Origin of the sequence: Bradyrhizobium sp. F1.13.3 (genome assembly GCF_040548265.1) — a bacterium.
Lineage (GTDB): Bacteria > Pseudomonadota > Alphaproteobacteria > Rhizobiales > Xanthobacteraceae > Bradyrhizobium.
This window is the reverse complement of record NZ_JBEPRI010000010.1, coordinates 261,173-287,197: the sequence shown is the minus strand read 5'-3', so window position 1 is coordinate 287,197 and position 26,025 is coordinate 261,173. Positions and strand designations below refer to the sequence as shown.

Here is a 26,025-nt window from a genome sequence, read left to right as displayed (position 1 = left end):
TCGAGCCCTGCGGGGCGCGCTACTTCGCTGCCCATTTGTTGAAGCGCTCGGTCAGGCGGTCGATGTTCTCGAGCCAGAAGGCGACGTTGATCTCGACCGCATTCTTGATGTTGTCGGGTGCCGTCGGCAGGTCCTTCAGAACAGCAGGCGCGAGCAGAGCGGCTGCGGCCTTGTTCGAGGTGCCATAAGCAATGTTCTCCGACAGTTTCGACTGGTTCTCCGCCTTGCCGACAAAGTCCAGGAACTTGTAGGCCGCATCCTTGTTCGGGCTGCCTTTCAGGATGACCCAGGTGTCGAGGGTAAACAGCGCTCCGTCCCACACCATGCCGAAATTCTTCTTCTCGTTCTTGTTCGCGGTGTCGATGCGGCCATTGTAGACCGAGGTCATTGCCACCTCGCCGGAGGCGAGCAATTGCGGCGGCTGAGCGCCGGCCTTCCACCACACGATGTCGCCCTTGATGGTGTCCAGCTTCTTGAACGCGCGCTCGACGCCTTCGTCGGTCGCCAGCACCTTGTAGACGTCCTTTGGCGCGACGCCGTCGGCCATGAGGGCGATCTCCAGCGTGGTCTTCGGGCCCTGACGCAAGGCCCTCTTGCCCGGAATCTTCTTGGTGTCGAAGAAGTCGGCCCAGCCCTTGGGAGCCTCTTTCAGCTTGTCCTTGTCGTAGCCGAGAACGAAATCGTAGAGGATGGCGCCGACGCCGCAAGCGTTGACTGACGGTGGGATATAGGCGGCCTCGCCGCCGATCTTCGAATAGTCGAGCTTCTCGAACAGGCCTTCCTCGCAGCCAACCGCCAGTTCGTCGCTCTCGACCTGGACGACGTCCCAGGTGGCGGCACCACCCTGCACCTTGGCGCGCAACACGCCGACGCCCCCGTCCCATGACTCGTCGTTCATCGCAACGCCGGTCGCTTTCTTGAACGGCTCGAAATAGACCTTCTTCTGGGCATCCTGATAGGCGCCGCCCCACGACACGACGGTGAGGTCACGCGCCTGCGCGACCGTGGCCAGCGCCGCGCTGGCGGTGAATGCCGCGGCGAACCCCAGTGCAATCTTGCGCTTCAGCATGGTCTTTGTTCCTTCTTCTTCACGTGAATTGCGTTGAGCTTGGTCGGTGCAGGTCCGCCCGCGTGGGAGCGATGTTGCATCGTTGGATCAGACGGGATCGAGAGCCAGGCAGTCCTCCGGGCGGAAGGTGATGAACACGTCATCGCCGGGTGTAAGGCCGCCAGCTCTCAGGCTGTCGGCTCTCAGGCCGTCATGCGTCCCCGGCTGAAGCTTGACCATGAACTCCCTGTTGTCGGCGACGTCGAGCACGGCCAGCGCGTGGTCGCCGAGATAGATGGTGTTCTGCACCTTGGCAGGCAGTCGGTTCGGTTGGTCGCTGGAGGTGCCATCCGGGATAATGGCGATCCGCTCCGGCCGCACCGACAGCGAGGTCGATGCGCCCGCGCCCGATACGTTGACCGCTCGTGCGGTCACGGCGCCGCCGCCCGCCAGCGCAACGCGGCAATATTCTTTCTCGACCGTCTCGACGGTGCCGGACAGCACATTGTTCTCGCCGATGAAATGGGCGACGAAGCTGTTCACCGGATGCTCATACAGCGCGTCGGGCCTGTCGATCTGCTGCACGATGCCGTCGTTGAACACGGCGATGCGGTCCGACATCGTAAGCGCTTCGCTTTGATCGTGGGTGACGTAGACGACGGTGATGCCCATCGTCTCGTGCAGTTGCTTGATCTCCAGTTGCATCTGCTCCCGCAGGCGCTTGTCCAGCGCGCCCAGGGGCTCGTCCATCAGCACGAGTTGCGGATTGAAAACCAGGGCGCGGGCCAGCGCCACGCGCTGCTGCTGACCGCCGGACAACTGCCCGGGCCGGCGCTGAGCCAGGTTTTCCATCTTGATCATGCGCAACGCTGCCCTCACGCGCTCCTGCGCTTCGGCCTTGTTCGTGTTGCGGACGGATAGCGGGAAGGCGATATTCTCCGCAATTGTCAGGTGCGGAAACAAGGCATAGTTCTGGAAAACCATGCCGATGTCGCGCTTGTGTGGCGGCACGTTCTTGATCGGCCGGTCCGCGAGGTAGATCTCGCCATGGGTCGGAACTTCGAAACCCGCCAGCATCATCAGGGTGGTCGTCTTGCCCGAGCCCGACGGACCGAGCAGGGTGACGAACTCGCCCTTCCTGATGTCGAGATCGAGGTTCTTCACCACGAGGTGCTCGCCATCGTAGGTCTTCTGAATGCCGGAAAAGCGCACCAGCGCCGGCGCAGGCGTGACCATGCCGGCTTCCATGTCGTCCTCGCGTTATCAGCCACACTGCTGTCAGCACCTCGTCCGAAGGTGCGAGGAACAGCTTAGCATCCTCCGACCAGATTGCCAGCGGCGCAAGCGACGACGCGCACGAACCCGTCGAGGAAAGGCGCGCGTTACATTCCCGACAGTTTCGTCACGGATACATTCAGCGAGCCGCCGGCTTCCGCGATCACGCGCAGCGTCTTGGAGTCGAAGGCGATGTCGGCCAGCGTCAGGCTGTCGATCTTCGCCTCGACCTTGAGGCCGTCCTCGTTTTTCTGGAAGTCGGCGATCGCGGCGGCGATCTTCTCGCGTGCGTTCGCGGCAATCGGCTTCAGATCGATCGTCGCTTTCTGTACCAGCGCCTGCTGCATCTGCGGCACCACCGCCCGCGCCGCGGCACCCAGGAGGCCGAAGGCCGCCTCCGACTCCACCGCGAGCTGGATGTCGGCGAGCCTCAGCGTCTGCTGCGCCTGGTCGAGCATCGGCCGGCCCCAGATGTGCACGGTCGCTTCGGCGCCGAGACCAAGCCAGCTCTTCTTCTCCTTGGCGCGCACCAGCAGCGAAATCAGGAGGCGCTCCCCCGACGGGATCACGTTGACGCTCTTGACGGTGACGTCCACCGGACCGGAGCCGTCCTCGGGATAGGTGCGGCCGACCATCTGCGCCGCGATCAGCTTGTTGATCTCGGTGAAGGGCACGTCGATGGGTACGCCGATATTCACACCGGTGCCGGTCGGCGGCACGATCGATATCTTGTCGGGGAACGGGCAGTCGGGCTTGGTCGGCGTGGACGTAACGCGCGTCTCCGCTTCCAGGCCCAGCAGCAGGGTCACGGCCTGCGCATCGACGCGCGGCTGCGCCGCGATGGCGCGGATCGGCTTCATCTCCAGCCAGAGCGGCGGCAGCGCGGCCGAGGAGCCCGAGCCTTGCAGCGGGATCGAGCGGCAGGCCTTGGCCCATTGCAGCTTCGCGTTCTCCCGCAAGGTCGGATCGTTGCGCATGCGTTCGGAGACGGCGTTGATCTGTTCGCCGACGGTCTTGTCGATCAGCGGCTTCACCTGCGCCGGCACGTTGACCTTGGCGCCCGAGACGTTGAGGTTGGTGTCGCCAAGATTGACCTGGGCGCCGAGATTGGGCTCGAGATGCCAGTTGGCCGCGAGCTTCGGCCGCGAGGTGACGACGACGTTGCCCTTGATCTCGGCGCTGGCGTTCAGATTCTTGATGTTGACCGCGCCGATCTGTTTTGCGGCATTGCCGCCGAGCACGCTGCCGAGCGCCTCGCCGAGGGCGCCGGTGGCTTTCGACGACAGCGATCCCGTCACGTTCAGCTTGCCCGTGAGCGGTGTCGAGATCGTCAGCACGTCCTTGTCGCCGACCGCCGACATCGGCCCGCGCACGGCGGACCAGCCGATGTCGGCGTTCTCCAGGATTTGCGAAATCGGGTTCTCGGCCTTGCCGGCGAAATTGCGCGGGGCGGCCTTCTCGGCCTGCTCGCGGATCGCCGACAGCGCGATGGCGACCGGCGCCACCACGATCGAGCTCTTCGCGACCTGCAGCAGCGGCGGCAGTTGCGCGACCGGCGGCGCGGAATTCGTCGCCCGCGGCGACAGCAAGTCCATCGCCTTCAGGCTGATGAAAAACGACGCCGCGAGCACCGCGACGGCGATCAGGATGGTCTTCAAGTTCAGAGTTAGTCGCATCAATCCCCCAGGCCGCCCGGGAAGGGATTTTACAGGGCGGGAGAGAGGGGCGCTAGAGCGTACCGATGGGGTGGAATTGCGGCGAATGGGTTAACGGCTGCGAGTGCGCAATTGCCGCGGATTCAGGCAGCCCTCACGAGGCTAGCCGCGTTTGGGACGGCGGACCGCTCTCACATTGCCGCGATCTCCGCCACCGCAGAAGAAACGGTCGCCGCCGTCGGACTCCAATCCTGACACCATCGTCCCGGCGGGCAGGTCGAGCTGCTCCAGCACCTTGCCCGTATCTAGGTCGATCCGCCTGATGTCGCTGTCCTCGCCTTCCCAGGTGCCGTGCCAGAGCTCGCCGTCGACCCAGGTCACGCCGGTGACGAAGCGCTTGCTTTCGATGGTGCGGAGAATTTTTCCCGTCTGGGGATCGACCTGATGGATCTTGCGCTCCCGATACTGCCCGACCCAGAGCGAGCCCTCGGCCCAGGCCAATCCGGAATCGCCACCGCCGCCAGGTGCAGGGATGGTGGCGAGCACCTTGCCGGTCGCAGCGTCAATCTTCTGGATGCGGTCCTCGGCGATCTGGAACAAGTGCCGGCCGTCGAACGCCGTTCCCGCGTGCGCGGCGACATCGATGGAGCGGGCGATTTTGCCGTCGGCCGGATCGACCGCATTCAATCTGTCGCCGGATGCGAACCACATATGGCTGCCGTCATAGGTGACGCCGTGCACGGCTTCGACGCCCGCAAAGGGCCCGTATTCCCTGACGATCTCGGCGGCTGAACGTTTCATCTGCTCGGTCCCTGTGGTGTGAATCCCACCTTACGTCTTCATGAGCGATCCGGGGAGTAACAAGCCTGTCGGGAAACCCGGGACGGGCGGCGTCATCCAGCGCCGCGCCCGTCCGTGTCCGAAGGACTGCACCTTGTTCGATCGTGCTAGCTCTTCGAGGGCCCGCTGCACGGTGCGCGCGCTCGTTGCCAGCGCCAGCGCGAGCGCCGAGCTCGACCAGGGCTCGCCGTCGGAGAGGAAAGCCAGCACGCTGGCGTGCTTCTCCTCGACGGGCCGTGCCAGCACGAGAACCTGCCGCGTCTTGCGCGGTGTCAGCACAAAACCCTCCTTCGTCGCGCTGATGTCGGCGAGAGGCTCGAGCTTGGTGCGGAGCCGCCCGATTTCGACGCGGAGCCGGGCGCGATGCGATTCATCGACGTGCCTTGCCTGAAACGCTCCCGTGATCAACGCTTCCCGCGAGACATCGGCGGGCCAGGCCTGCGCCAGGATGCGGGCGAGCGCGAACAGCACCGGCCGTCTTCCGAGCGGCACGAGGATGCCTCGCCTGCGAACCGCGTGATGGAACGTGTCCACCACGAGCGCCTCCGATGTCGCGAGGTCCTCGACCTCGTCGAGCAGCAACGGCCGTTCGTGCCCACGCGTGATCAGGCGCGCTGCGGGCGTATCGAGCACGCGGCTCGTGCCTTCGACCTCGGCCGCAAGTGCTGGAATGCCGGCCTGCCGCGCTGCGCTCGCCGCGCGCCCGAGCGCCACGCGCGCGTCTTTCGTTCGGAGCCGCCTGATGGCGATGCCGGCGATCACGAGCTCGCGGGCGACCTGCGAAGCCGGGGGCATCGGCGTGGTCTTGATCTCGGCCAGCGTGCGTTCGGCCTCGTCGAGACGCCCGAGAAGGAGCAGTCGGCGCGCCTCGATGTGACCCGCATGGGCGGCGTTGGCGAGGTCACCGTGACCTTCGAGCGTCGCCCGCGCCGCCGCGAGCGTGTTTGCCGGCCAATTCAGGTCGCGCGAGACGAGTGCGATCTCGGCCTCCGCCACCACGCATCTTGCACGCGCGACCGCCTCTCTCGGACCGAAGGCGCGTGCGGCGCTGCGCAGCAGCGTCTTCGCCTTCGCGAGATCGCCGAGCTGCGCCATCGCGATGCCGCGCAGCGCCAGCGAAGGTGCATCGTTGCGCAGCGCGACGCGGTTCAGCGCGCCGAGCGGATCGCCGGCTTCGAGCGCGCGGGCCGCGGCCGTGATCAACGACTCCATTCAAATCCCGCCACACTTGTTACTCCCACCGCGCAACTGTCTGGTGCGAGAGATCGTTGACGGCCGACAATGTGCGGCGAGGGGCGAGCGGTTCCGCATCTTGCATAGCGAGATACGGAACGACCGCCCGGGAAAAGTTGGAGAGCCATGATGACATCAGCTGACAACGCAGGAAATAACGGACAGGCCGCCATGCAAACACCGCCGGTGGTGTCGCCGCAGGACTGGGAGGCCGCCCGTCAGCAACTGCTCGTGAAGGAAAAGGCGCATACCCGTGCCCGCGACGCCCTGGCCGCCGAGCGGCGGCGCATGCCGTGGATGGAAGTCACCAAAACCTATGCGTTCGAGGGGCCCGGCGGCAAGGTCAGTCTGCACGACTTATTCCAGGGCCGGCGGCAACTGATCGTCTACCGCGCCTTCTTCGAGCCGGGCGTGTTCGGCTGGCCGGATCACGCCTGCCGCGGCTGCTCGATGGTGGCCGATCAGGTCGCCCATGTCTCACACCTGAATGCCCGCGACACCACGCTGGTGTTCGCCTCGCGCGCGCCGCAGGCCGATATCATCAGGCTGAAGCAGCGGATGGGTTGGACCATGCCATGGGTCACCGTCACCGACAGCTTCGATGCGGATTTCGGCGTCGACGAATGGCACGGGACCAACGTGTTCTACCGCGACGGGACGCGCATCTTCCGCACCTACTTCGTCAAGAGCCGCGGCGACGAGCAGATGGGCGGCACCTGGAATTATCTCGACATCACGCCGCTGGGACGGCAGGAGGTCTGGGAGGATTCGCCGAAAGGTTATCCGCAAACGCCGACCTATAAATGGTGGAACTGGCACGACAGCTACACCGAAGGTGCGGCGCCCGACAAGAAATGGGTCGAGATCTCGACCGCCGGCGAAAAGGCTTTTCGCGAGGAGGCAGCTGAAGGACGTGACTAGTCCCGTCAGCGCAAGTGTCGGTGCGACCCGCAACGGTGTGGTGGCGGCGCGCCACCTCGCCAGATGGCTCGGGCTGGCGGCCACGCCGACCTTTGCGATCATGGCCGTGCTCGATGGCCCGGCGGACGTGCTGTGCGGCTCCGGACACGGGGCGATGCTCGGAGGGATGGTGCCGATGTATCTGCTGATGAGCGCGTTTCATTCGGCGGCATGGCTGAGGCTGATTGCGGAGTGGCGGGGCGGAGTTGGCCGTTAGCGGCTATCCCGCGCCCGCCCCGTCCTTCGAGAGCCCGCCTGCAGCGGGCTCCTCGGACTGAGGGTCGCAATGACGGCAGACGAAAAAAGACACGACAGCGCGCCCGGCAAAAACCGGGCGCGCTTCGTTTAGCCGTTCAGAGCCGAATTACTCCGAGTACTTGAACTCGGGCATGTTCTTCAGCTCGTCCTTGCTCGCATTGAACACGGCGTGGTCCGGATACCATTTCGACGAGGACGACGCGGTCGTTGTCGTCGCGGGCTTGTTGTCGGTGCCGGTCGCGGCACCCGTCGTGGTGCTCGCCGCGGGCCGGTTGGCTGCGCTGTTCGGGTTGTTGCCAGCAGCGCCGGTGTAGGCAACCGCCTCGTTGACGAACTTCAGCTTCTCATATGGCACCGCGACCAGATGCTCGCCCAGGCCGAGGAAGCCACCGACGCCGATCACGGCGATCTTGATGTTGCCGCTCTTGTCCATCAGCAGATCATTGATCGAGCCGATGTTCTCGTTGGCGTCGTTGTAGACCTTGATGCCGTCCATCTTGGACGTACGCCACTGTCCCGACGCGGTCGTGGTGGTGGTCGAGGCGGCGGCAGCCGGCGCCTTGTCGGTGGTGGCGGTCGGATTTTGCGCGAACGCAACGGTTGCGAGCAGTGCGGTACCGGCGAGACCGGCCGCGATCGATTTCATCAACATATTGTCCTCTCCTTCAGCAGAAAACTTGTGCGGAGAAAACAGTCCGGATCAGTCCCAGTTCCGCGCGCGCTGCAATTTCGTCGCGCGCTGCGCGAGTATCAGAGCTGCGCGTGATTGTTCCTAAGTCACTCAGGAACATTTTGCAGCGCACCGTTTCTCGCCGACCATCGCGCGGGGCGCGGGATCGAGCGGATGCAGTTGCTGGTGCGGCAGCAGCCGCGGCTTGCGGCTTGAGGCATGATCCGGAAAAATGTGCAGCGGTTTTTCCGAAATCATGCCTAAAGAACGAAACTCAGGCCGCGAGCGGCGGGTGCTCGAGCGCCGCCTCGTCGAAGATCGCCACCGCCTCGAAGCGGTAATTGCAGGCGTGGCATGTCCAGAGATAGGAGACGCGCCCTTCGCCCGGCTCGATCCAATCGGGCTGCGCGATCGGCGTGCCGCATTGGGCACAGGGGTTATGTCTGGGGATCTCGCCGGTGTGGGCACTGACCATGGTTGATTTTGTCATGGCACCTCTCCCGATTCGCTGGCCGTGACATACTCGCTTTCGTCCGACCATGCGAATAGACAGGCCTGCTGTCGCGAGTTGTCCGCCTGAGGGAACTCCTGCGCCAGCATTGAGTCGTCACAGCGGCTCGGCGCCGCGAAAACGTTAACGGCGGCGTTTGGTCACATCATCGCCGCGTTCGGGAGGCCTAAACGGCAGCCGGGCGCAGGCGTTCAATCAGTCTCAGGGACCTCCGGGATATCTGATGAAAATTTTACATGTTGCCGCGCTGCTCGCGGCCGGACTGACGTTGCCGCAGGCGGCATTCGCGGGCCAAGCGGAGTACGCCGAGATGGTCGCGGCCCATGCGCGCGCCAACGGCGTGCCGGAGGCGCTCGTGCATCGCGTCATCATGCGCGAGAGCCGCTATCAGCCTGGCCTGGTCGGCCATGGCGGCACCATCGGGCTGATGCAGATCAAGCTCGCGACCGCCCGCGGGGTCGGCTACACCGGCGACGCCGCCGGCCTGCGCGATCCCAACACCAACCTCACCTATGCCGTGAAATATCTCGCCGGCGCCTATCACGCCGCCAATGGCGATCATGCGAGAGCCGTTCGTTATTTCGCCGGCGGCTATTACTACGCCGCAAAGCGGCAGCGGCAGGAGGCCGTCCAAGTCGCCAATATGGGCGAGGCCAATATGAGCGCCCCTTGGCTCGAGCCGAACGGCAATCCGCAGCCGATGTTCGGCACCGTCCCGCACCGTAAGCTCGCCCAGCGCGTTCGCAACGCCCGGGCGCAGGCGCCCGCTCGCTGATCGCCGTCATGGCCGGGCTTGTCCCGGCCATCCACGAACTTTCGCGCCGCATCAAGAACGTGGATGCCCGGGACAAGCCCGGGCATGACGACCGACAGCACATTGACATCCCACTCCACTGGCATACATTCCGTCCGTTCCGAGGGGTGCTCCGAGGAGGAGCTGAGATACCGCTAAATGGGCAAATCCGCCCAGGACCGCGGTGACCCTTTGAACCTGATCCGGGTCATGCCGGCGAAGGGACAGGGATGTTGCAGACGACCAAGCGACCGGATTCCCCGGTATCCATCATCGGCGCAGGCATTGCGGGCGCCTGGCAGGCCTTGCTGTTCGCGCAGGCCGGCCACGCCGTCACCCTGCACGAGCGCGGTGACGCCGAAATGACCGATGCCACCAGCCATTGGGCCGGCGGCATGCTCGCGCCTTATTGCGAGGCGGAAGTTTCCGAACCCATCATCTCCAGGCTCGGCCTGCGCTCGCTCGACATCTGGCGGCGCGAGCTGCCCGACACGCCCTTCAACGGCTCGCTGGTCGTCGCCCATCCGCGCGAGCGCAACGACTTCGAGCGTTTTGCCCGGATGACCGCAGGCCATCGCCGGCTCGATGCCGCCGGCCTGGCCGAGCTCGAGCCGTCGCTCGAAGGCCGCTTCCGCGACGCGCTGTTCTTCCCGACCGAAGGCCATGTCGAGCCGCGCCGCGTGCTGCCGAAACTGCACGAGCGCATCAAAGCTGCTGGCGGCACCATCAAGTTCGACAGCGACGTCACCGCCGGGGATCTCGACGGCATCGTCATCGACTGCCGCGGCCTTTCCGCGCGCGACGAGCAGCCGGAGCTTCGCGGCGTCAAGGGCGAGATGATCCTGATCGAAACCGCCGAGGTGCAGCTCGCGCGCCCGGTGCGGCTGATCCATCCGCGCTGGCCGCTCTATGTGATCCCGCGCGAGGACAATCTGTTCATGCTGGGCGCGACCTCGATCGAGGCAGAGGACACCGGCGTCAGCGTGCGCTCGGCGCTGGAGCTGTTGGGTGCGGCCTATGCCGTGCATCCCGCCTTCGGCGAGGCCCGCATCGTCGAATTCGGCTCCGGCCTGCGCCCCGCTTTCCCTGACAATCTGCCGCGCATCGGCATTCGCGGCAACACGATCAACGTGAACGGCCTCTACCGCCACGGCTTCCTGATCGCGCCGGCGCTGGCCGAGCTGACGCTCGCTTATGTCGAGCGCGGCCAGATCGACAATGAGGTGATGCAATGCGCGTGATCGTCAACGGCGAGCAACGCGAGGTGAATTCCGCCAGCGTGGACGCGCTGCTCGCCGAGCTCGACTACGAAGGCACTCATTTCGCGATCGCGCTGAACTACGACGTCGTGCCGAAGAGCCGCTGGGCCGAGACCGCGCTGAAGGCCGGCGACGAGATCGAAATCATCACGCCGCGGCAGGGAGGGTGAAGATGATCGCACGTTCTCTCTCCTTGTCGTCCCGGCGAAGGCCGGGACCCATAGCCACCGTCCTTCATTGGGACGGAAGGTCTCTGCCAAGCTGCCCTAAGGGAAATCACGCGGTATGGGTCCCGGCCTTCGCCGGGACGACAGTTGAATTTGAGGAGACACCTCCCACATGGTGACCTTCTACGGCAAGACCTTCCCCTCCCGCCTCCTCATCGGCAGCGCACTCTATCCCTCGCCTGCGATCATGCAGTCGGCGATCCGCGCCTCGGGCTCGAACATCGTCACGGTGTCGCTGCGGCGCGAATCCGCCGGCGGCAAGACCGGGGACGCGTTCTGGAATCTGATCCGCGAGCTCGACGTCACGGTGCTGCCGAACACGGCCGGCTGCCGCAGCGTGCGCGAGGCGGTGACGACGGCCAAGCTCGCGCGCGAATTGTTTGCGACATCCTGGATCAAGCTCGAAGTCATCGCCGACAATGACACGCTGCAGCCCGATGTGGTCGGACTTGTGGAAGCAGCAAGCATCCTGATCAAGGACGGCTTTGAAGTGTTCCCCTATTGCACCGAGGATCTCTCGGTCGCGAACCGGCTGGTCGATGCCGGCTGCAAGGTGGTGATGCCGTGGGCCGCGCCGATCGGCAGCGCAAAAGGCATCACCAACCGCGATGCGCTCAAGCTGATGCGCGAGCGGCTGCCCGATATCACGCTGGTGGTCGATGCCGGCATCGGCGCGCCCTCGCATGCGGCGCAGGCGCTCGAACTCGGCTACGACGCCGTGCTGCTCAACACCGCCATCGCAAAAGCCGCCGATCCCGTCGCGATGGCCAACGCCTTCCGCCTCGGCATCGAGGCCGGCCGCACCGCTTACGAAGCCGGGCTGATGAACGCACGCGATTTCGCCTCTCCTTCCACCCCTGTCGTTGGGACACCGTTCTGGCATGCCGTATCCTGATCGCTTTTATCCGGTCGTCGACAGCCTCGCCTGGGTCGAGCGCCTGACCAAACTCGGCGTGGGCACCATCCAGCTGCGCGCAAAGGACCTCGACGACTCCCAATCGCTCCAGATGGTCACCGATGCGCTCGCGATCACCGCGGGCACGCAAGCCAAGCTGGTCGTCAACGACTATTGGCGCGCTGCGATTGTCGCCGGTGCAAAGTATCTGCATCTCGGCCAGGAGGACCTTGCCGACGCAGACCTCGGCGCCATCCGCGAGGCCGGCCTGTCGCTCGGCGTTTCCACCCACGACGATGCGGAGCTGGACACCGCGCTCGCCGCCAAACTCGATTATGTCGCGCTGGGCCCGATCTTCTTCACCACCTTGAAGTCGATGCGATTCGAGCCGCAGGGCATTCCAAAGATCACGGAATGGAAGAAGCGCATCGGCGACATTCCGCTGGTCGCGATCGGCGGCATCAAGTTCGAGCACGCCGCGGAGATCTTTGCCGCCGGCGCGGATTCCATCGCCGTCGTCAGCGACGTCACCCAGAACGCCGACCCCGATGCGCGGGTGCGGCAGTGGCTCGGCCTGTCCGCGGAGGCGGCGTGATGCGTGCGCCTCACTCTCTCACCCCGTCATTGCGAGCGCAGCGAAGCAATCCAGAGTCTCTCCGCAGAGACAGTCTGGATTGCTTCGTCGCAAGAGCTCCTCGCAATGACGGAGCAAATGATCACCAGCGTCGTTTCGGCGCACACACAACCGAATTAAACCGGAGGATCCCATGAACATCCGCTCCAATCCCGACAAGACCGTCCCCGCCGTCACCACCGGCCCGCTGCCCTCGTCGCGAAAAATCTTCGCCTCGCCCGATGCCGCCCCTGATCTCCGCGTGCCCTTGCGCGAGATCATCCTGTCCGAAGGCGCGGGCGAGCCGAACCTGCCGGTGTACGACACCTCCGGCCCCTACACCGACCCGAGCGTGACCATCGACGTCAACGCCGGCCTCGCGCGCGGCCGCAAGGCCTGGGTGCTGGAGCGCGGCGGCGTCGAGGAATATCAGGGCCGGCAGATCAAGCCGGAGGACAACGGCAGCGTCTCCACCGACAAGGCCGCGCGTGCCTTCTCGGCCTATCACCAGCCGCTGCGCGGCCTCGACGGCCACAAGATCACGCAGCTCGAATTTGCCCGTGCCGGCATCATCACCAAGGAGATGATCTACGTCGCCGCACGCGAAAATCTCGGCCGCAAAGAGCAGCTCGAGCGTGCGGAAGCAGCCCTTGCCGACGGCGAAAGCTTTGGCGCGGAAGTGCCCGCCTTCATCACCCCGGAGTTCGTGCGCTCCGAGATCGCGCGCGGGCGCGCCATCATTCCCTGCAACATCAACCACTCAGAGCTCGAGCCGATGATCATCGGCCGCAACTTCCTCACCAAGATCAACGCCAATATCGGCAACTCGGCGGTGACGTCATCGGTCGAGGAAGAGGTCGAGAAGATGGTGTGGGCGATCCGCTGGGGCGCCGACACCGTGATGGACCTCTCCACGGGCCGCAACATCCACACCACCCGCGAATGGATTTTGCGCAACGCGCCGGTGCCGATCGGCACCGTTCCGATCTATCAGGCGCTGGAGAAGTGCGACGGCGATCCGGTCAAGCTGACCTGGGAGCTCTACAAGGACACGCTGATCGAGCAGTGCGAGCAGGGCGTCGACTATTTCACCATCCACGCCGGCGTGCGCCTGCAATACATCCACCTCACCGCCAGCCGCGTCACCGGCATCGTCAGCCGCGGCGGCTCGATCATGGCGAAGTGGTGCCTGGCGCATCACAAGGAGAGCTTCCTCTACACCCATTTCGACGAGATCTGCGACCTCATGCGCAAGTATGACGTCTCGTTCTCGCTCGGCGACGGCCTGCGTCCGGGCTCGATTGCGGATGCCAACGATCGCGCCCAGTTCGCCGAGCTCGAGACGCTCGGAGAACTCACGAAGATCGCGTGGGACAAGGGCTGCCAGGTCATGATCGAAGGCCCCGGCCACGTGCCGATGCACAAGATCAAGATCAACATGGACAAGCAGCTCAAGGAGTGCGGCGAAGCGCCGTTCTACACCCTCGGGCCCCTGACCACCGACATCGCGCCGGGCTACGACCACATCACCTCGGGCATCGGTGCGGCCATGATCGGCTGGTTCGGCTGCGCCATGCTCTGCTACGTCACGCCGAAGGAGCATCTCGGCCTGCCCGACCGCAACGACGTCAAGGTCGGCGTCATCACCTACAAGATCGCCGCCCACGCCTCCGATCTCGCCAAGGGCCACCCCGCCGCGCAGCTGCGCGACGACGCGCTGTCCCGCGCCCGTTTCGACTTCCGCTGGAGCGACCAGTTCAACCTCGGCCTCGACCCCGACACCGCCAAAAACTTCCATGACGAGACCCTGCCGAAAGAAGCCCACAAGGTCGCGCATTTCTGCTCGATGTGCGGCCCGAAATTCTGCTCGATGAAGATCACGCAGGACGTGCGGGATTATGCGGCGACGCTGAATGATCCGAACGGCGTGGGCATGTCGATGAGCGGGACGGCCGAGGACGGCATGAAGCAGATGAGCGCGAAGTTCAAGGAGATGGGCGAGAACTTGTATCTGGATGCCGAGAAGGTGAAGGAGAGCAATCGGGTGTTGTGAAGGGGCACGCGCTTAGGGCCACGCCATGGCAAAACTTGCTGGCGGTAGAACGGATTTTCGCGACTGGGTGGATAAGCAGCCAGACCCGAACTGGCCGCCTATGCCCCTCACACACATTACCAAGGCTCTTGTCGCAGCCGACATCGCGAAGGCCGGGCAAATTGACCTTCTTCAGTGCGAGGTCTTCGGAGAACCTCTCGCGTACTTCTTCTATGGTCGCCCGGCGTACCGCGTGAGTGGAGACGGGGCGGTCAAAGTCGAAGCAGCCTGTCCGTGCTGCTTTATTTTCAACGCGAAACTAATTCAAAAGGCGACGGCAACATTTGCCTTTGACACCGGAGCATTTTCCAAGCGGCTGTATAAGCACATGCTGACCGATGAGATGGCCGTAGAGGATTTCAGCTTGGGGACGGACACATCCAGGCCAAATAAACTCATAATGGGTACTTTTGGCTCACGGCTCTCCTATTTCGAGGGGAATATTTATGCCCTCCCGGATCCTTCAGCCTTGACCAAATCATATGACTTTCTTGCGCGGGCCTATTTGAACTTGCTCACATCACCCGGGCGAAACGAACCGGACGACCGGATATGCTCCATCGAAGTCATCCTCGCCGAGAAGGTCCCACTCAAGGACAATCTACTTGCAATAATTGTTCCTCACACACTATGGGACGATGGCGCGCCGTGGCTGAAGGAGTTACAGAAGGCGGGCGCCATAATTCAACCGTACAACTTTGTGCCTGGCCGCCATCCGGAGTATTATCAGGCTCAACTAGAGGCAGCAGCGAAGGACCTCTATCAAGGCTGGGGCGCCCTTTGAGACGAAAGAAGCCAGAGACGAGAAATCTGGTAGGCTGCCTGCCTTTAACTCAAAGCGGGATCGGTTTCGCTTTGCCAGTTTTTAGTAATCCCGACGACCCTCGATTGGTCGTGCAAGAAATCGACGAGCTAACGGGCCGCGTCGCCGGGTTTCGAATTTTGGAAGATTTTCAATCGCCTATTCAACCGCTGGAAAGCAGCTTAACTGCAAGCATTGGCGATCCTCAAGTCTATGCTTTCGTTCCTACTGCGACTTCGATGCATGCTGGATCATTGCGAGTATTGCGACCGAGATTGGCGAGCTTTGCAGAAGCAAACCCAAATCGGCATGGCATCGTTGTACAAATCAGGGAATTGATCGGAACAGGACAAGAAAAGAAAGTTGCGCGCGCGCGCATGCGTACGCTGCTCTTAGAACAGCAAGGCGCCGCAGCGGCGCGAAGCTACTATGAGGGCTCGGTACTAAAGTCCATACTATGGAGTTGCCTACTGGCAAGCGCCATCGACGCCCCGATGTGCCGGCGTATACTACACGCCCGGGGGCAACTTTCCGCGTCCGTAAACGCCGACGGAACAATCTCCATCGATCTCTCGTCTCTCAGCGCGGATGATCAAAAGCACATCGACATTGAAAAACTGATCAGCGAGATCATGCTCGAATTCGAGCTCCCGCCCGACGCCAATGACAGAAGCTATGTCATCGAGCATGAGGACATCGAACTTGTGAAGCGGCGAGCAAAGGAACTCGCTCGCAGTATAGCATTGACTGGCCGTCAGGAGGAACGCATTGCAATGCTAATTGCCGCGATCCTCAATGACCCGGCGGTTGGCAAGTCTGCCCTCTCGGAATACAAGAGCGACCGGGCTCAGACGGCCGCATGGACACTGGCCGAGCTTCGCAAGTTGTTTGTCGGCGCGCGCTGGGATTCTGATGAACAGGTCATCGCGGCGTTATTGCCCAGGCTGTTTAAGCAGCAATGGCCGATGACGCGAGGAGATCTTTTGCTCTCATTAGCCAACCACCTGGCAAAGTGGCCACGCATCAATCAGGCGATCCACCGCATCGTAGGCAGCACTCGGTCGGCATACGTTGAAATGTGGCGAAGCGAGATCAATCACGCTTTGGATGGCACCAGCACCAAGGTCGCGATTGAACATGAAGCAATTCAAAGCGAGCTGTTCAAGAAATAGCGTCTCTGCGTCGGTTTTGCTGCAAATCTGGACGACTTACGAGTGGCTGACCGCCTCCCCGACCAACTCCTCGCCAACCTCCGCCTCGTCTTCGTCGGCACCGCTGCCAGCACGCGCTCGGCGGAGCTCGGGCACTACTACGCCCATCCCGGCAACCGCTTCTGGCGCGCGATCCATGAGGCTGGGATCACGCCGCGGCGCTATCAGCCGGGCGAGTTCGCCGCGCTGCTGGAGCTCGGGATCGGATTCACCGATCTCTCCAAGTCGGGCGCCGGGATGGATCACCAGATCGCGGCTGACACGATCGACGTGCCAGGCTTCAGGGCCAAAATCGAGAAGTATCGACCACGGACAATTGCGTTCACGAGCAAGAAGGCGGCGAGCTTGTTTTATGGCAGGCCGTCCAGCGTAATTGCGCTGGGGCGGCAGAAGCGCGATGAGAGTTTGCCCGAATTGTTCGTGCTGCCCTCGCCGTCCGGGGCGGCGTCCGGGCATTGGACGATCGAACCGTGGCGGGAGCTGGCGAAGTGGATCGCGGCGTAGCGTGAATTTGCGATAGCGCTCCACCCTCAGGCGTCGTCCCGGCGAAGGCCGGGACCCATAACCTCAGGGAGTGGTTTGGCGGAGACTCGAGGTCCGGTACAGCGAGCGTCCGCAACCGATGGATTCCGCGGTATGGGTCCCGGCCTTCGCCGGGACGACACCGCCGATTTGGCAACGCATCCCGCGACAAGTTCACCCCGCATACGCCCTGTCCAGATCCACAATCACGATCTTTCTCATCTGCATCATCGCCTGCATGACGCGGTTCGCCTTGCTGCGGTCGGGATCGCCGAGGTAGCGGCCGAGCGCTGATGGGATCACCTGCCAGGATAGCCCGAACTTGTCCTTGAGCCAGCCGCAGCGGGATTCCTCGCCGCCGTCGGCGGTGAGCCTGTCCCAGAAATAATCGACTTCCGCCTGCGTCTCCACGCTGATGAAGAACGACACCGCCTCGTTGAACTTGTATTGCGGGCCGCCGTTGAGCGCGTTGAAGCGCTGGCCTTCGAGCTCGAACGCCGCCATGAAGTCGCTGACGGTCTCAACCTTGGCATTGGGAAACACCGATTTGTAGAAGGCGACGGCCTCCGGCACGTTGTTGTCGAACCAGAGAAACGGCGTGATGGAGGTCATGAATGGAAATCCTCTTGCCTCGGGCGGACGCGCGGCGGCGCGCCGATGTTCCAAGGACGAGGCAGGAGGCAACGATCCGACAGTGGCGGCGGGATTTTCTTGTAGCCCAGATGAGCGACAGCGACATCCGGGGCCGGCAGCTGCCCCGCATATCGCTATCGCTCATGCGGGCTACGGGGTCCACGAAAACCCATTAACCTGTCGGAATCCACTCATTCCATTCGTCCTCCGAACGCAAAACGCGATCAACCCCGGAGCCCTCCCGATGCCCCCCACCATCACCGCCTTCGCAAACTCTCCCGACCGCGGCAAGGGACAGGCGCGCGACATGCGGGTGCGCTGGGCGCTGGAAGAGATCGGCCAGCCTTACAACGTTCGCCTCGTCTCGTTCACAGCGATGAAAGAACCCACCCATCTCGCCCTGCATCCATTCGGGCAGATTCCGACCTATGAGGACGGCGACCTCACCCTGTTCGAGTCCGGCGCGATCGTGCTCCATATCGCCGACCGCCATAACGGGCTGCTGCCGACGGGGCCGCACTCCCGCGCCCGCGCGATCGCGTGGATGTTTGCCGCGCTGAGCACGCTGGAGCCGCCGATCATCGAGCTCGGGATGGCCATGCTGTTCGAGCGCGACAAGAGCTGGTACGCGGAGCGGCTGCCGATGCTCAGGGATCGCGTTCGTGTCAGGCTCGGCGAACTGTCCCGCCGCCTCGGCGATGCCGACTGGCTCGAAGGCGCGTTCAGCGCCGGCGATCTCATGATGGTGACGGTGCTGCGCCGGTTGAACGCGTCAGGCCTGCTGGATGAATATCCAGAAATCGCCGCCTACGTCGCCCGCGGCGAAGCGCGGCCGGCGTTCAGGCGCGCTTTCGACGCGCAATTGGCGATATTCACCGCCGCATCGAAGGGTTCGCAGGACCGTTAGGGCCCTAAAGATCGAAATTGGTCGGCAGCATGACCACATCACGAATGGTCATGCCGCGCGGCCGCGTCAGCATGAACATCACGACCTCAGCCACGTCGCTGGCCTCCAGCAGGCTTCCCGAGTCCCTGGCTTCCTTCAGCTTCTCCGGTGGCCAATCCGCCAGCAGGGCGCTGATGACGGGCCCGGGCGAGATCGATCCAACGCGGATGCCGTGCTTGAAGACCTGGCGCCGCACCGTCTGGACGAAGCAGTTGACCGCCCATTTGGACGACGCATAGACCGGCTCCCACGGCGTCGGAAAATGCGCCGCAAGCGAGCTCGTGACGATGATATCGCCGGTCCCGCGCACGATCATGTGCGGCAGCACATCGTGCACGTTCTTCATCACGACGTTGACATTCAGGTTCAGCATCCGGTCGATCGCCATGGTGTCGGCATCGACCAGATCGCCACCGACATACGTGCCGGCATTCGCATGCAGGATGTCGAGCTGGCCGGCCTGTTCCAGAACGCGCGGCAGCAGCGTTGCGCAGTCTTTTGGGTCGAGCAGGTCGACGAGCAGCGGGATCACTGCGTCACCGTGCTTGTCGCAGAGCGCCTTCAGCGCCGCGGCGTCGCGGTCGACCATCACCACGCGCGCGCCCGCGGCCAGCATCGCCTCGGTGCTGGCCAATCCGATGCCCGACGCGGCCCCGGTCACGGCCGCCACCTTGCCTTCCAATTCTCTCGCCATGGGATCCCATCCTGCTGACGTCACCAGGATGCAGAGTGTAGCGATTTCGGGCGGCGTTGTCGGGGCCAAACCAGCGCCGCGGGATCACAGCAAGCGGCTGTCGCTCTTCTCAATCAAACCGATACGTCACCCCGAACGTCGCCAGATGCGTCCGCATCGCGACGTCGTAGGTGCTGGCGGACGGATTACGCCCGGCGTCGGTGGCGGATCTGGCGACAGTGAAGGACGAACTGCCGTAGTCGGCATAACGATATTCGGCGCGTGCCAGCCAGTGGCCGAAGAGCGCGGTTTCGATGCCGCCGCCGGCCGTCCACCCTGCTTTTGTGGTCGACCCGGTGATGATCGCCGGCGTCAACCCGAAAAGGCCGCAGACGACGCTGACGCAGGTCGAGGTCAGCTCGTAGTTCTGCCAGGCCACGCCGCCGGTCGCGTAGAGCAGTGTCCGCGGTATCACGAGATAGCCGAGCCGGCCCCGCAGGCTGGCGTCCCATTTGGTGCGAATGGCCAGGCTCTCGCCGCGCGACTGGGAGTCGGCGAGCGATATGGTGGTGAAGCCTTCGCGCGTGGTGGTGCTGTCGGCAAAACCAAAATCGCCTTCGACGCCCGCGGCCCATTGCGGGGCGAACTGCCAGAGATAGCCGGCATAGGGGTTGGCGCGGAACGCGGTGTTGTCCATCGGGCGAATGGTGGCGCGCCGCGTCAGATCCTCGGGGAAGCCGGCACGCGATTCCGACGTCGTGATGAGATCGGTGCGCGTGGCGCGCGCACCCAGGCCCAAGCCCACATACGCGCCGGTCCAGGACGGCAGGATCGCGGCCTGCGCGGCCAGCGGATCCGAACGGCCGCCGATGACGGGCTCGCCGAACTTCCAGGCGAGGCCGACGCTTGCGGAGTGGGTCCGCAAGCTCGCGTCGAAATTGTCGACCGTGAGCGCCGGGCCTGCGGTCGCCGTGCGCGTGAAATTGAACGGCGCGGCGCCGAAATCCGCGTAGCGATATTCGGCGCGCACGAGCCAGTTGCCCCAAAGCGCGGTCTCAATGCCGGCACCCAACGTCCAGCCGGTACTGGTTGCGGACTTCGAGATCAGCTTGGGTGCGAGGCCGTTGCTGGCACAGCTGGCGCTGACGCAGACCAGGGAGACGTCATAGTGCTGCCAGGCGAGGCCGCCGGTGGCATAGATCAGCGTCGCCGGCGTCAGCAGATAGCCGGCGCGGCCGCGCAAGGTCGCATCCCAGCCCGCTTTGACCGACAGGCTGTCGACCCCAAAGGTGGACGAGCCGGCCCGGGGCGAGGCGCGAAACCCGGGGAGTGCCGTGGTCTTGTCACCGAAGCCGATATCGCCTTCGACGCCGACGACCCAGCTGGGTGCGACCTGCCAGTTGACGCCGGCATAGGGATTGACGCGAAAGCCGGTGCCGTCGAACGGCTGGGTGAGCACGGCTCGCGTCAGGTCGCGGGCAACGCCGTCTTGCAGCACCGATGTGGTGGTGAGATCGGCACTGGTCGATCGAAAGCCGAGACCGAGCCCGGCGTAGAAGCCGGTCCATGACGAGGCCACGAGCGGCGGCGCTTTCGTGTACGGTCCCGGCACGATGTCTGCGGCCTTCGACGGTGCTACGAGAGCCAGTCCGGCCAAAAATACCGTGCCACAGCACAGGGCGGCAATCACTCGGCGGGTCGATGAATGTCGCATGTCGGGCCTTGGATCGCTGCAGGAATGTCGAGCGATTCCATACTGCGAACGGGCGACATCTATCGTCCTCCGATCGAAGGAGGCGGCGCACAAAGCGCGAGACTGTTGCAAGGGCGTCACTGCGGCGATACGACTTCAGCTTGAGGAGCGTGTCCCATGCTGACCCTCTATTCCTATCCAGACCTGTTCGGCGTCGCCGACAATAACGGCTACGGCCTCAAGGTCTATGCCTTCCTGAAGCTCGCTTGCGTCCCGTTCCTGCATGAGCATGTGTTCGATGCCTCCGCCGCGCCGCGCGGGCAGCTGCCCTATATCGTGGATGACGGCGAGACGATCGGCGACAGCGAGACCATCATCGCGCACGCGACCGCGAAATACCGCCTGACTATCGACGCGGGGCTTTCAGCGGAGCAGCGCCGCATCAACCACTTCGTCACGCGCATGCTCGACGATCTCTATTGGGTGATGTCGTATTCGCGCTGGAAGGACGAACGCTATTATCCCGCGTTTCGCGACGCCTTCATTGCGCAGCACAAGCAGATCGACGCGGCCGGGTTCGAGAAGGCGAAAGCGTATAATGCGCAGCGCTATCATTTCCAGGGCATCGGCCGCTACACGCCCGAGCAGGCCTATGCGCGGGGGCTCGCCGATCTGCAGGTGCTGGCGGAGATCGTGCCGGCAGGCGGCTTTGTCCACGGCGCGACGCCTGCTAGCATCGATGCCGGCATCTACGGCTTCATCGCCAACATCTATTACTTCCCGATCCCGACGCCGCTGAAGGCCTTCGTCGACGCGCATGCAAACCTCGTCGCGCATTGCGAGCGGGTACATGCGATGGTGAGCGCCTAGGCCGCAGGTCTCGTAGGGTGGGCAAAGCGACGCGCGCCCACCAACTTTTCGTATGCCGCTGACACCGTGGTGGGCACGGCGCTTGCGCGCCTTTGCCCACCCTACGGCACCGAGTCCTCCGGCACTCGCCCTACCGCATCGTGATCGCGAGCCCGCTGAGATCCGCATTCGCCATCAGGCCGACCTGCGTGCCGGACAGCTCGAGCACGGCGCCCTTCTGATTGGTGAGCACGATCGCACGCGCGCCGCGGCCCACCGCGATGCCCGCACCGGCGGCGCCGTAGACGCCGGCGATGTCGGAGGGCCGGTTGATGTTGGAGACGCGGCCGCGCAGCACGGTCTTGGAGCCGCCGAAGACGAGACCGTAATCGAGACCACCGGTCGAGAGTGAATAGGCGCGACCGCGGAAGTTCAGCACGCCCGAGCCGCCGGAGCCGCCGATGATCCAGCCCGCCTTGTAGATCGTCAGCACCACCGTGCCGCCGTCGGCCAGCGCCGAGGTCGAGAGGCCGGCAAGCGCGGCGATGCCGACCAGCGCGGCGCGAAGGGTGGATGCGAACTTCATGAGGGGTCTCCGGGGGCTATTCTTCAAGGAGGGAAACGAATCAGACGCAGCGAATGTATCCGATGCATCGCGGCGGCAACATGATGGGGGCGGCATTGAGGCGCGAGGTGCAGCAGCGCATTCAACTGTCATCGCCCGGTTTAACCGGGCGATCCAGTATTCCAGAGAGGGCGATGGTGAACCGAGAAGCCGCGGCGTACTGGATGCCCCGGTCGAGCCGGTGCATGACGGCGGAGTTTGGCGCGACAAGACGCTTACCCGCCATCATGCCATTCTGCCCCTGTTTTGCCCGACGGAGCAACAATTATTTTGCTTTTCCCGAAGTCAAAAAGAAACATCAATGATTTCCGCCGGATGCCTACTGTGCATAGGGTTGTTTTCGCGTTTTTTGTTGGAGGCGCCCCGAGCTGCCGCTAGGCTTGCGCTCCCAGCCGTCCATTCGAGGTGACCTCATGCCGATCCAGCATTTCGCGCCCCCGCCGCACGTCAAGGCGCCGCCGCTGTCCTTTGCCACGCGCGCCGGCGATCTCCTGTTCGTCTCCGGCATTCCGGGCTTCGACGCGAGCGGCGCGCTGCCCGAAGGCTTCGAGGCGCAGTTCGCCAATGTCGTCGTCAACATCAAGCGCGTGCTGGCGGAGGCCGGCGCCGAGATCCGCGATCTCGTCAAGGTCAACGTGCTGCTGACCCGCGCCTCCGACGTCGCCGCCATGAACGCACTCTACGCCGGCGCCTTCGGCCCGCCGCCCTACCCCGCCCGCACCACCTGCGTGGTCCACGCGCTGCCCGATCCGAAGATGCTGATCGAGATCGAGGCGGTGGCGTCGCTGGCGAAGGGGTGACGTGTGATAGTCAGGCGACAGTCAAGGCATAAGGGTCATTCGAACAGCCGACGAACGGCTGACATGTCCGTGAACGGTCGCCGCCCCGCTTGCCAGCCGCACCATTTTGCCGCACCAGTTTCCGTCTCACGTTCCCATCAGGAGATATTTCATGCGTCGCGTTCTCGCCCTCTGTGCCGTTGCCGGCATCGCCACCTCCGTGTTCGCCGTGCCGGCCTCTGCCGCGGTCGGCTATTACGTGATCCGCTGGGACAACACCGGCATCTGCCAGGTCTGGAACGAGGACCTGAAGTACAAGCCGTTCCAGTGGGGCGTGTCGACCTACAAGGTCGTCAGCAAACCGCTCCCGACCTTCACGGCCGCCTCGGAGCTCCAGATCAAGCTGCGCGCGGAACGCCGCTGCACGCTCTAGGCGTGACGCGACAGATCGGATTTGAAGGGGCGGATCGCGCGAGCGGTCCGTCCTTTTCTTTTTGGACGGACAACTGGCTTTCCGGGCGAAATCACGCAATTCCGCGCACGCGCTTTGAACCTGGCCGGTTGGCGGACCTACTCACATCTTGTTCGGGGCGCGCCCCCAAGCGTCCCGCGCCATCCCTCCCCATCATTGTCGGGAGGCGCATCACGTCCGATCGGCGGACGACAAGATCCGGGCAGGGATGCGATGCCAGCATCGTTGCCTGCTTGTTTTTGCCCGCTCGTTTTTTCCACCTCGCGGCTTTGGAGCCATCGATGCGCGCACCGGCGACAGCAACCATTCTCGCCGCATCGCTCCTGCTCGCTGCAACGGCGCACGCGCAGGCCCCGCAATCCTTCCGCGTGATCTCGCCGGTGTTCGGCCAGTTGGTCAGCTTCGCGATGCCTTCGAATTTTTCCGTGGTGTTCGAGAACACCACGGGCGGCCACTACATCCGCGAGGCCGTGCTGAGGGGCGAGACGCCTGAACGCTGGACCGAGATGATCACCGTGACCGGCGAGAAGGGCATGACGCTCACTCCAGGGTCATCGCCGGAGAAGTTCGCGGGCTCCATCGCGGGCGGTTTCAAATCCGCCTGCCCCGACAGCTTCGCGGCAAGGCCGCTCGGCGCCACCACGTTCGGCCGCTTCGAAGCTTTCGTCGCCGTGATCGGCTGCGGCCGCGTGGATAGGGGCCCGACCCGGCACAGCGAGACCGCACTCCTGGTCACGCTCAAGGGCACGACCGACTACTACACAATCCAGTGGGCCGAGCGCGGCCCCGAAACCGACGAGCCGCCGGTGAACGACGACCGCTGGCAGGCGCGTTTGCGCGCGCTCAGCCCGATCGAGCTCTGCCCGATCGTAGCAGGTGAAGCCGCGCCCTATCCGAGCTGCGTGAACAAGAGCTGAGCCCTCACGCGTCCTTGTAGGCGCGGGGATGGATCAGGATATCGCGCGCGGCGGCGAGGTCGATGAAGGCTTGCGCGCTGCCGCCGTGGTCGGGGTGCATGCCCTTGGCCGCGCGGCGATAGGCCTGGTTGATGTCCTCGCAGGTGAGCTGCACCGCGAGCGGCAGGCCGAGCACCTTGCGGGCGCGATCCTCGCTGGACAATTTTTTCGGCGCAGCATTGCGGCGGCCGAAGCGCGGCCCGGTCAGGTCGTGAACGACATCGAGCACCACGCCGAGACGGCGGCGGGCCGCCAGCGTGACGCTGTGATCGTCATTGTCCACGGCCTGGCGCAGCACAGGAAGCGCCTGCTCGGCAGCCTGACGCAGCATGGTATCGGTGCTCATCCGCGCGATCTCGGCCACCAGCCGCCCCGCCTCGGCCCAATCGGCGCCGTCCGCCGACCGCAGGCGTTCGAGTGCCAGTTTCCAGGATTCAAGCCGTTCCATCATGCGCGCAACGTTTAGCAATCGAGACCAGTATGCCAAGGCCGCCGTTTCCGACCCCTTAATTTCGAGTTAGCCTTTCATGAAACTTCGAAAAGAAATCGGGAGGAAATTGTCATGGCATTGCTCGCAAACCACATTGCGATCGTCACGGGCGCCGGTTCGGGCATCGGGCGGGCCATCGCGACCGGCTACGCCCGCGAGGGCGCGCAGGTGGTGCTGCTCGACGTCAACGCCGACACGGTCGCGGAAGCCGCCGAGGGCATCCGCAAGTCCGGGGGCAAGGCCGAGAGCTTTGCGCTCGACGTGACCAAACGCGACGACTGCTTCGCGCTCGCCAAGCAGGTCGCCGACAAGGTCGGACAGGTCTCGATCCTCGTCAACAATGCCGGCATTACCCGCCGCAACGCCTTCACCGCCGAGCCGGAGACAGTGGCAAAGGACTGGAACGACATCATCGCGCTCAACCTCAACGGCGTCTTCAACATGACGCAGGCGTTCCTCAGCCCGTTGCGCGCAGCCAAGGGCCGCATCGTCAATATCGGCTCGATCCAGTCCTTCGTGCATCTGCGCACGCCGAGCTCGGCGGCCTACACCACTTCGAAACACGGCGTGCTCGGCTTCACCAAGGCGCTCGCGGTCGAGCTCGGCAAGGAGGGCGTGCGCGTCAATGCGATCGGGCCGGGCTTCATCGAGACCAACATCAACGCCAATGTGCGGGCGACCAATCCGGCGCTGGTGCAGGCCTTCGTCGATCACACCCCGCTGGCGCGCACCGGCAAGCCCGAGGACATCGTGGGTCCAGCGATCTTCCTTGCGTCGGACATGTCGGCCTACGTCACGGGAACGATCGTGATGGTGGATGGCGGATACCGGACGGTGTAAGCGGGATGATGCCTGCTTTGTAATGCGGAATATGCTCGCAGAAATATGCAGTCCGTGCCAATCGCGGCGGTGCGGCGGCATTCCCAAGGTCAATTGGTGCGATCGCCCCGCGGTTAACCTTTCGTTAACCAAACCCGCCCACCGTAGATTTACGGCTTGGGGGTCGTTTGTTCTCGATCCGCTTCCAAAAACGGAAGCGGGCGTT

Annotated in this window: 29 protein-coding genes and 1 riboswitch; of the genes, 17 read left to right on the top strand and 12 right to left on the bottom strand. The window is 64.1% G+C overall.

What is annotated here, in order from left to right:
• Nucleotides 1-19 precede the first annotated feature (19 nt).
• The 5 genes from ABIB66_RS26460 to ABIB66_RS26440 all read right to left on the bottom strand — a co-directional run bounded on the left by ABIB66_RS26460 (nt 20) and on the right by ABIB66_RS26440 (nt 6,030).
• The gene (locus ABIB66_RS26460; RefSeq protein WP_354205233.1) at nt 20-1,069 is read right to left on the bottom strand and encodes an ABC transporter substrate-binding protein; all 1,050 of its coding nucleotides are present in this window, start codon (nt 1,067-1,069) and stop codon (nt 20-22) included.
• Between the two features lie 87 nt (nt 1,070-1,156).
• Nucleotides 1,157-2,296 (bottom strand): ABC transporter ATP-binding protein, encoded by a 1,140-nt coding sequence (locus tag ABIB66_RS26455; protein WP_354205231.1) that lies wholly within the window; start codon nt 2,294-2,296, stop codon nt 1,157-1,159.
• A 134-nt stretch (nt 2,297-2,430) separates the two neighbouring features.
• Nucleotides 2,431-3,999 (bottom strand): DUF4403 family protein, encoded by a 1,569-nt coding sequence (locus tag ABIB66_RS26450; RefSeq protein ID WP_354060432.1) that lies wholly within the window; start codon nt 3,997-3,999, stop codon nt 2,431-2,433.
• A gap of 141 nt (nt 4,000-4,140) precedes the next feature.
• Complete coding sequence (locus ABIB66_RS26445; protein ID WP_354256112.1) at nt 4,141-4,779, bottom strand: Vgb family protein; 639 nt, start codon at nt 4,777-4,779, stop codon at nt 4,141-4,143.
• 30 nt (nt 4,780-4,809) lie between these two features.
• On the bottom strand, nt 4,810-6,030 hold the full coding sequence (locus ABIB66_RS26440; RefSeq protein ID WP_354205228.1) for a helix-turn-helix domain-containing protein: 1,221 nt from the start codon (nt 6,028-6,030) through the stop codon (nt 4,810-4,812).
• 147 nt (nt 6,031-6,177) lie between these two features.
• On the opposite strand from ABIB66_RS26440, the gene ABIB66_RS26435 reads away from it, so the two are divergent.
• Entirely contained in the window at nt 6,178-6,972 is a 795-nt protein-coding gene (locus ABIB66_RS26435) for a DUF899 domain-containing protein (protein WP_354205226.1), read from the top strand.
• Entirely contained in the window at nt 6,965-7,228 is a 264-nt protein-coding gene (locus tag ABIB66_RS26430; RefSeq protein ID WP_354256109.1) for a hypothetical protein, read from the top strand. Before ABIB66_RS26435 ends, ABIB66_RS26430 begins: the two co-directional genes overlap by 8 nt.
• Before the next feature lie 147 nt (nt 7,229-7,375).
• On the opposite strand, the gene ABIB66_RS26425 is transcribed toward ABIB66_RS26430, so the two are convergent.
• Both ABIB66_RS26425 and ABIB66_RS26420 read right to left on the bottom strand, forming a co-directional pair.
• On the bottom strand, nt 7,376-7,921 hold the full coding sequence (locus tag ABIB66_RS26425) for a PRC-barrel domain-containing protein (RefSeq protein ID WP_275173963.1): 546 nt from the start codon (nt 7,919-7,921) through the stop codon (nt 7,376-7,378).
• 292 nt (nt 7,922-8,213) lie between these two features.
• Nucleotides 8,214-8,429 carry a hypothetical protein gene (locus tag ABIB66_RS26420; RefSeq protein ID WP_354205222.1) on the bottom strand — a complete coding sequence of 72 codons (216 nt, stop codon included), beginning with the start codon at nt 8,427-8,429 and terminating at the stop codon, nt 8,214-8,216.
• A 244-nt stretch (nt 8,430-8,673) separates the two neighbouring features.
• Here ABIB66_RS26420 and ABIB66_RS26415 point away from each other — a divergent pair, with 244 nt between their 5' ends.
• The 9 genes from ABIB66_RS26415 (at nt 8,674) to ABIB66_RS26375 (ending at nt 16,846) form a co-directional block, all read left to right on the top strand.
• A complete protein-coding gene (locus ABIB66_RS26415) occupies nt 8,674-9,225 on the top strand; it encodes a transglycosylase SLT domain-containing protein (RefSeq protein WP_354205220.1) in 552 nt (183 codons plus the stop codon).
• A gap of 132 nt (nt 9,226-9,357) precedes the next feature.
• Nucleotides 9,358-9,486, top strand: a riboswitch (TPP riboswitch).
• The gene (locus ABIB66_RS26410; protein WP_354205218.1) at nt 9,474-10,484 is read left to right on the top strand and encodes an FAD-dependent oxidoreductase; all 1,011 of its coding nucleotides are present in this window, start codon (nt 9,474-9,476) and stop codon (nt 10,482-10,484) included. (Overlaps the previous riboswitch by 13 nt.)
• The gene (thiS, locus tag ABIB66_RS26405) at nt 10,475-10,672 is read left to right on the top strand and encodes a sulfur carrier protein ThiS (protein ID WP_254141651.1); all 198 of its coding nucleotides are present in this window, start codon (nt 10,475-10,477) and stop codon (nt 10,670-10,672) included. Before ABIB66_RS26410 ends, thiS begins: the two co-directional genes overlap by 10 nt.
• A gap of 169 nt (nt 10,673-10,841) precedes the next feature.
• A complete protein-coding gene (locus ABIB66_RS26400; RefSeq protein WP_354205216.1) occupies nt 10,842-11,624 on the top strand; it encodes a thiazole synthase in 783 nt (260 codons plus the stop codon).
• Nucleotides 11,611-12,219 carry a thiamine phosphate synthase gene (locus ABIB66_RS26395; protein ID WP_354205214.1) on the top strand — a complete coding sequence of 203 codons (609 nt, stop codon included), beginning with the start codon at nt 11,611-11,613 and terminating at the stop codon, nt 12,217-12,219. The genes ABIB66_RS26400 and ABIB66_RS26395 overlap by 14 nt, the downstream gene beginning before the upstream one ends.
• A gap of 172 nt (nt 12,220-12,391) precedes the next feature.
• Nucleotides 12,392-14,290 (top strand): phosphomethylpyrimidine synthase ThiC, encoded by a 1,899-nt coding sequence (gene thiC / locus ABIB66_RS26390; RefSeq protein ID WP_354205212.1) that lies wholly within the window; start codon nt 12,392-12,394, stop codon nt 14,288-14,290.
• 25 nt (nt 14,291-14,315) lie between these two features.
• Nucleotides 14,316-15,113: a hypothetical protein gene (locus ABIB66_RS26385; protein ID WP_354205210.1), complete on the top strand. Its 798-nt coding sequence runs from the start codon at nt 14,316-14,318 to the stop codon at nt 15,111-15,113.
• A 110-nt stretch (nt 15,114-15,223) separates the two neighbouring features.
• Nucleotides 15,224-16,303, top strand: coding sequence for a hypothetical protein (locus ABIB66_RS26380; RefSeq protein ID WP_354256105.1), 1,080 nt, complete (start codon nt 15,224-15,226; stop codon nt 16,301-16,303).
• Between the two features lie 42 nt (nt 16,304-16,345).
• Nucleotides 16,346-16,846, top strand: coding sequence for a mismatch-specific DNA-glycosylase (locus ABIB66_RS26375; RefSeq protein WP_354205206.1), 501 nt, complete (start codon nt 16,346-16,348; stop codon nt 16,844-16,846).
• 192 nt (nt 16,847-17,038) lie between these two features.
• Here the strand turns inward: ABIB66_RS26375 and ABIB66_RS26370 are convergent, their stop codons facing one another.
• A complete protein-coding gene (locus ABIB66_RS26370; protein WP_354205204.1) occupies nt 17,039-17,476 on the bottom strand; it encodes a VOC family protein in 438 nt (145 codons plus the stop codon).
• Nucleotides 17,477-17,741: 265 nt separating this feature from the next.
• On the opposite strand from ABIB66_RS26370, the gene ABIB66_RS26365 reads away from it, so the two are divergent.
• Nucleotides 17,742-18,404, top strand: coding sequence for a glutathione S-transferase family protein (locus tag ABIB66_RS26365; RefSeq protein WP_354205202.1), 663 nt, complete (start codon nt 17,742-17,744; stop codon nt 18,402-18,404).
• A gap of 4 nt (nt 18,405-18,408) precedes the next feature.
• Here the strand turns inward: ABIB66_RS26365 and ABIB66_RS26360 are convergent, their stop codons facing one another.
• Both ABIB66_RS26360 and ABIB66_RS26355 read right to left on the bottom strand, forming a co-directional pair.
• A complete protein-coding gene (locus ABIB66_RS26360; RefSeq protein ID WP_354205201.1) occupies nt 18,409-19,137 on the bottom strand; it encodes an SDR family oxidoreductase in 729 nt (242 codons plus the stop codon).
• Between the two features lie 109 nt (nt 19,138-19,246).
• On the bottom strand, nt 19,247-20,728 hold the full coding sequence (locus tag ABIB66_RS26355; RefSeq protein ID WP_354256102.1) for an outer membrane protein: 1,482 nt from the start codon (nt 20,726-20,728) through the stop codon (nt 19,247-19,249).
• 258 nt (nt 20,729-20,986) lie between these two features.
• Here ABIB66_RS26355 and ABIB66_RS26350 point away from each other — a divergent pair, with 258 nt between their 5' ends.
• Nucleotides 20,987-21,679: a glutathione S-transferase family protein gene (locus ABIB66_RS26350; protein ID WP_354205199.1), complete on the top strand. Its 693-nt coding sequence runs from the start codon at nt 20,987-20,989 to the stop codon at nt 21,677-21,679.
• Between the two features lie 130 nt (nt 21,680-21,809).
• Here the strand turns inward: ABIB66_RS26350 and ABIB66_RS26345 are convergent, their stop codons facing one another.
• Nucleotides 21,810-22,244 carry a hypothetical protein gene (locus ABIB66_RS26345; RefSeq protein WP_027519692.1) on the bottom strand — a complete coding sequence of 145 codons (435 nt, stop codon included), beginning with the start codon at nt 22,242-22,244 and terminating at the stop codon, nt 21,810-21,812.
• 452 nt (nt 22,245-22,696) lie between these two features.
• Here ABIB66_RS26345 and ABIB66_RS26340 point away from each other — a divergent pair, with 452 nt between their 5' ends.
• From ABIB66_RS26340 to ABIB66_RS26330, 3 genes are all read left to right on the top strand, one after another.
• The gene (locus ABIB66_RS26340; protein WP_275169169.1) at nt 22,697-23,083 is read left to right on the top strand and encodes a RidA family protein; all 387 of its coding nucleotides are present in this window, start codon (nt 22,697-22,699) and stop codon (nt 23,081-23,083) included.
• Between the two features lie 151 nt (nt 23,084-23,234).
• Nucleotides 23,235-23,495, top strand: coding sequence for a hypothetical protein (locus ABIB66_RS26335; RefSeq protein ID WP_007613673.1), 261 nt, complete (start codon nt 23,235-23,237; stop codon nt 23,493-23,495).
• Nucleotides 23,496-23,815: 320 nt separating this feature from the next.
• On the top strand, nt 23,816-24,451 hold the full coding sequence (locus ABIB66_RS26330; protein WP_354205196.1) for a hypothetical protein: 636 nt from the start codon (nt 23,816-23,818) through the stop codon (nt 24,449-24,451).
• A 4-nt stretch (nt 24,452-24,455) separates the two neighbouring features.
• Here the strand turns inward: ABIB66_RS26330 and ABIB66_RS26325 are convergent, their stop codons facing one another.
• Nucleotides 24,456-24,941 carry a J domain-containing protein gene (locus ABIB66_RS26325; protein ID WP_354256099.1) on the bottom strand — a complete coding sequence of 162 codons (486 nt, stop codon included), beginning with the start codon at nt 24,939-24,941 and terminating at the stop codon, nt 24,456-24,458.
• A 111-nt stretch (nt 24,942-25,052) separates the two neighbouring features.
• On the opposite strand from ABIB66_RS26325, the gene ABIB66_RS26320 reads away from it, so the two are divergent.
• Nucleotides 25,053-25,820, top strand: coding sequence for an SDR family NAD(P)-dependent oxidoreductase (locus tag ABIB66_RS26320; RefSeq protein ID WP_354205192.1), 768 nt, complete (start codon nt 25,053-25,055; stop codon nt 25,818-25,820).
• The last annotated feature ends 205 nt before the right edge of the window (nt 25,821-26,025 follow it).

Excerpts from the sequence above, each read along its gene's own strand:
- ABIB66_RS26410 (WP_354205218.1), top strand. The coding sequence starts at position 9,474 with ATGTTGCAGACGACCAAGCGACCGGATTCCCCGGTATCCATCATCGGC.
- ABIB66_RS26460 (WP_354205233.1), bottom strand. The coding sequence starts at position 1,069 with ATGCTGAAGCGCAAGATTGCACTGGGGTTCGCCGCGGCATTCACCGCC.
- ABIB66_RS26435 (WP_354205226.1), top strand. The coding sequence starts at position 6,178 with ATGATGACATCAGCTGACAACGCAGGAAATAACGGACAGGCCGCCATG.
- ABIB66_RS26345 (WP_027519692.1), bottom strand. The coding sequence starts at position 22,244 with ATGAAGTTCGCATCCACCCTTCGCGCCGCGCTGGTCGGCATCGCCGCG.
- thiC (WP_354205212.1), top strand. The coding sequence starts at position 12,392 with ATGAACATCCGCTCCAATCCCGACAAGACCGTCCCCGCCGTCACCACC.
- ABIB66_RS26440 (WP_354205228.1), bottom strand. The coding sequence starts at position 6,030 with ATGGAGTCGTTGATCACGGCCGCGGCCCGCGCGCTCGAAGCCGGCGAT.
- ABIB66_RS26325 (WP_354256099.1), bottom strand. The coding sequence starts at position 24,941 with ATGATGGAACGGCTTGAATCCTGGAAACTGGCACTCGAACGCCTGCGG.
- thiS (WP_254141651.1), top strand. The coding sequence starts at position 10,475 with ATGCGCGTGATCGTCAACGGCGAGCAACGCGAGGTGAATTCCGCCAGC.
- ABIB66_RS26400 (WP_354205216.1), top strand. The coding sequence starts at position 10,842 with ATGGTGACCTTCTACGGCAAGACCTTCCCCTCCCGCCTCCTCATCGGC.
- ABIB66_RS26450 (WP_354060432.1), bottom strand. The coding sequence starts at position 3,999 with ATGCGACTAACTCTGAACTTGAAGACCATCCTGATCGCCGTCGCGGTG.
- ABIB66_RS26360 (WP_354205201.1), bottom strand. The coding sequence starts at position 19,137 with ATGGCGAGAGAATTGGAAGGCAAGGTGGCGGCCGTGACCGGGGCCGCG.
- ABIB66_RS26350 (WP_354205199.1), top strand. The coding sequence starts at position 20,987 with ATGCTGACCCTCTATTCCTATCCAGACCTGTTCGGCGTCGCCGACAAT.
- ABIB66_RS26415 (WP_354205220.1), top strand. The coding sequence starts at position 8,674 with ATGAAAATTTTACATGTTGCCGCGCTGCTCGCGGCCGGACTGACGTTG.
- ABIB66_RS26330 (WP_354205196.1), top strand. The coding sequence starts at position 23,816 with ATGCGCGCACCGGCGACAGCAACCATTCTCGCCGCATCGCTCCTGCTC.
- ABIB66_RS26365 (WP_354205202.1), top strand. The coding sequence starts at position 17,742 with ATGCCCCCCACCATCACCGCCTTCGCAAACTCTCCCGACCGCGGCAAG.
- ABIB66_RS26455 (WP_354205231.1), bottom strand. The coding sequence starts at position 2,296 with ATGGAAGCCGGCATGGTCACGCCTGCGCCGGCGCTGGTGCGCTTTTCC.
- ABIB66_RS26320 (WP_354205192.1), top strand. The coding sequence starts at position 25,053 with ATGGCATTGCTCGCAAACCACATTGCGATCGTCACGGGCGCCGGTTCG.
- ABIB66_RS26395 (WP_354205214.1), top strand. The coding sequence starts at position 11,611 with ATGCCGTATCCTGATCGCTTTTATCCGGTCGTCGACAGCCTCGCCTGG.
- ABIB66_RS26420 (WP_354205222.1), bottom strand. The coding sequence starts at position 8,429 with ATGACAAAATCAACCATGGTCAGTGCCCACACCGGCGAGATCCCCAGA.
- ABIB66_RS26445 (WP_354256112.1), bottom strand. The coding sequence starts at position 4,779 with ATGAAACGTTCAGCCGCCGAGATCGTCAGGGAATACGGGCCCTTTGCG.
- ABIB66_RS26385 (WP_354205210.1), top strand. The coding sequence starts at position 14,316 with ATGGCAAAACTTGCTGGCGGTAGAACGGATTTTCGCGACTGGGTGGAT.
- ABIB66_RS26370 (WP_354205204.1), bottom strand. The coding sequence starts at position 17,476 with ATGACCTCCATCACGCCGTTTCTCTGGTTCGACAACAACGTGCCGGAG.
- ABIB66_RS26425 (WP_275173963.1), bottom strand. The coding sequence starts at position 7,921 with ATGTTGATGAAATCGATCGCGGCCGGTCTCGCCGGTACCGCACTGCTC.
- ABIB66_RS26335 (WP_007613673.1), top strand. The coding sequence starts at position 23,235 with ATGCGTCGCGTTCTCGCCCTCTGTGCCGTTGCCGGCATCGCCACCTCC.
- ABIB66_RS26340 (WP_275169169.1), top strand. The coding sequence starts at position 22,697 with ATGCCGATCCAGCATTTCGCGCCCCCGCCGCACGTCAAGGCGCCGCCG.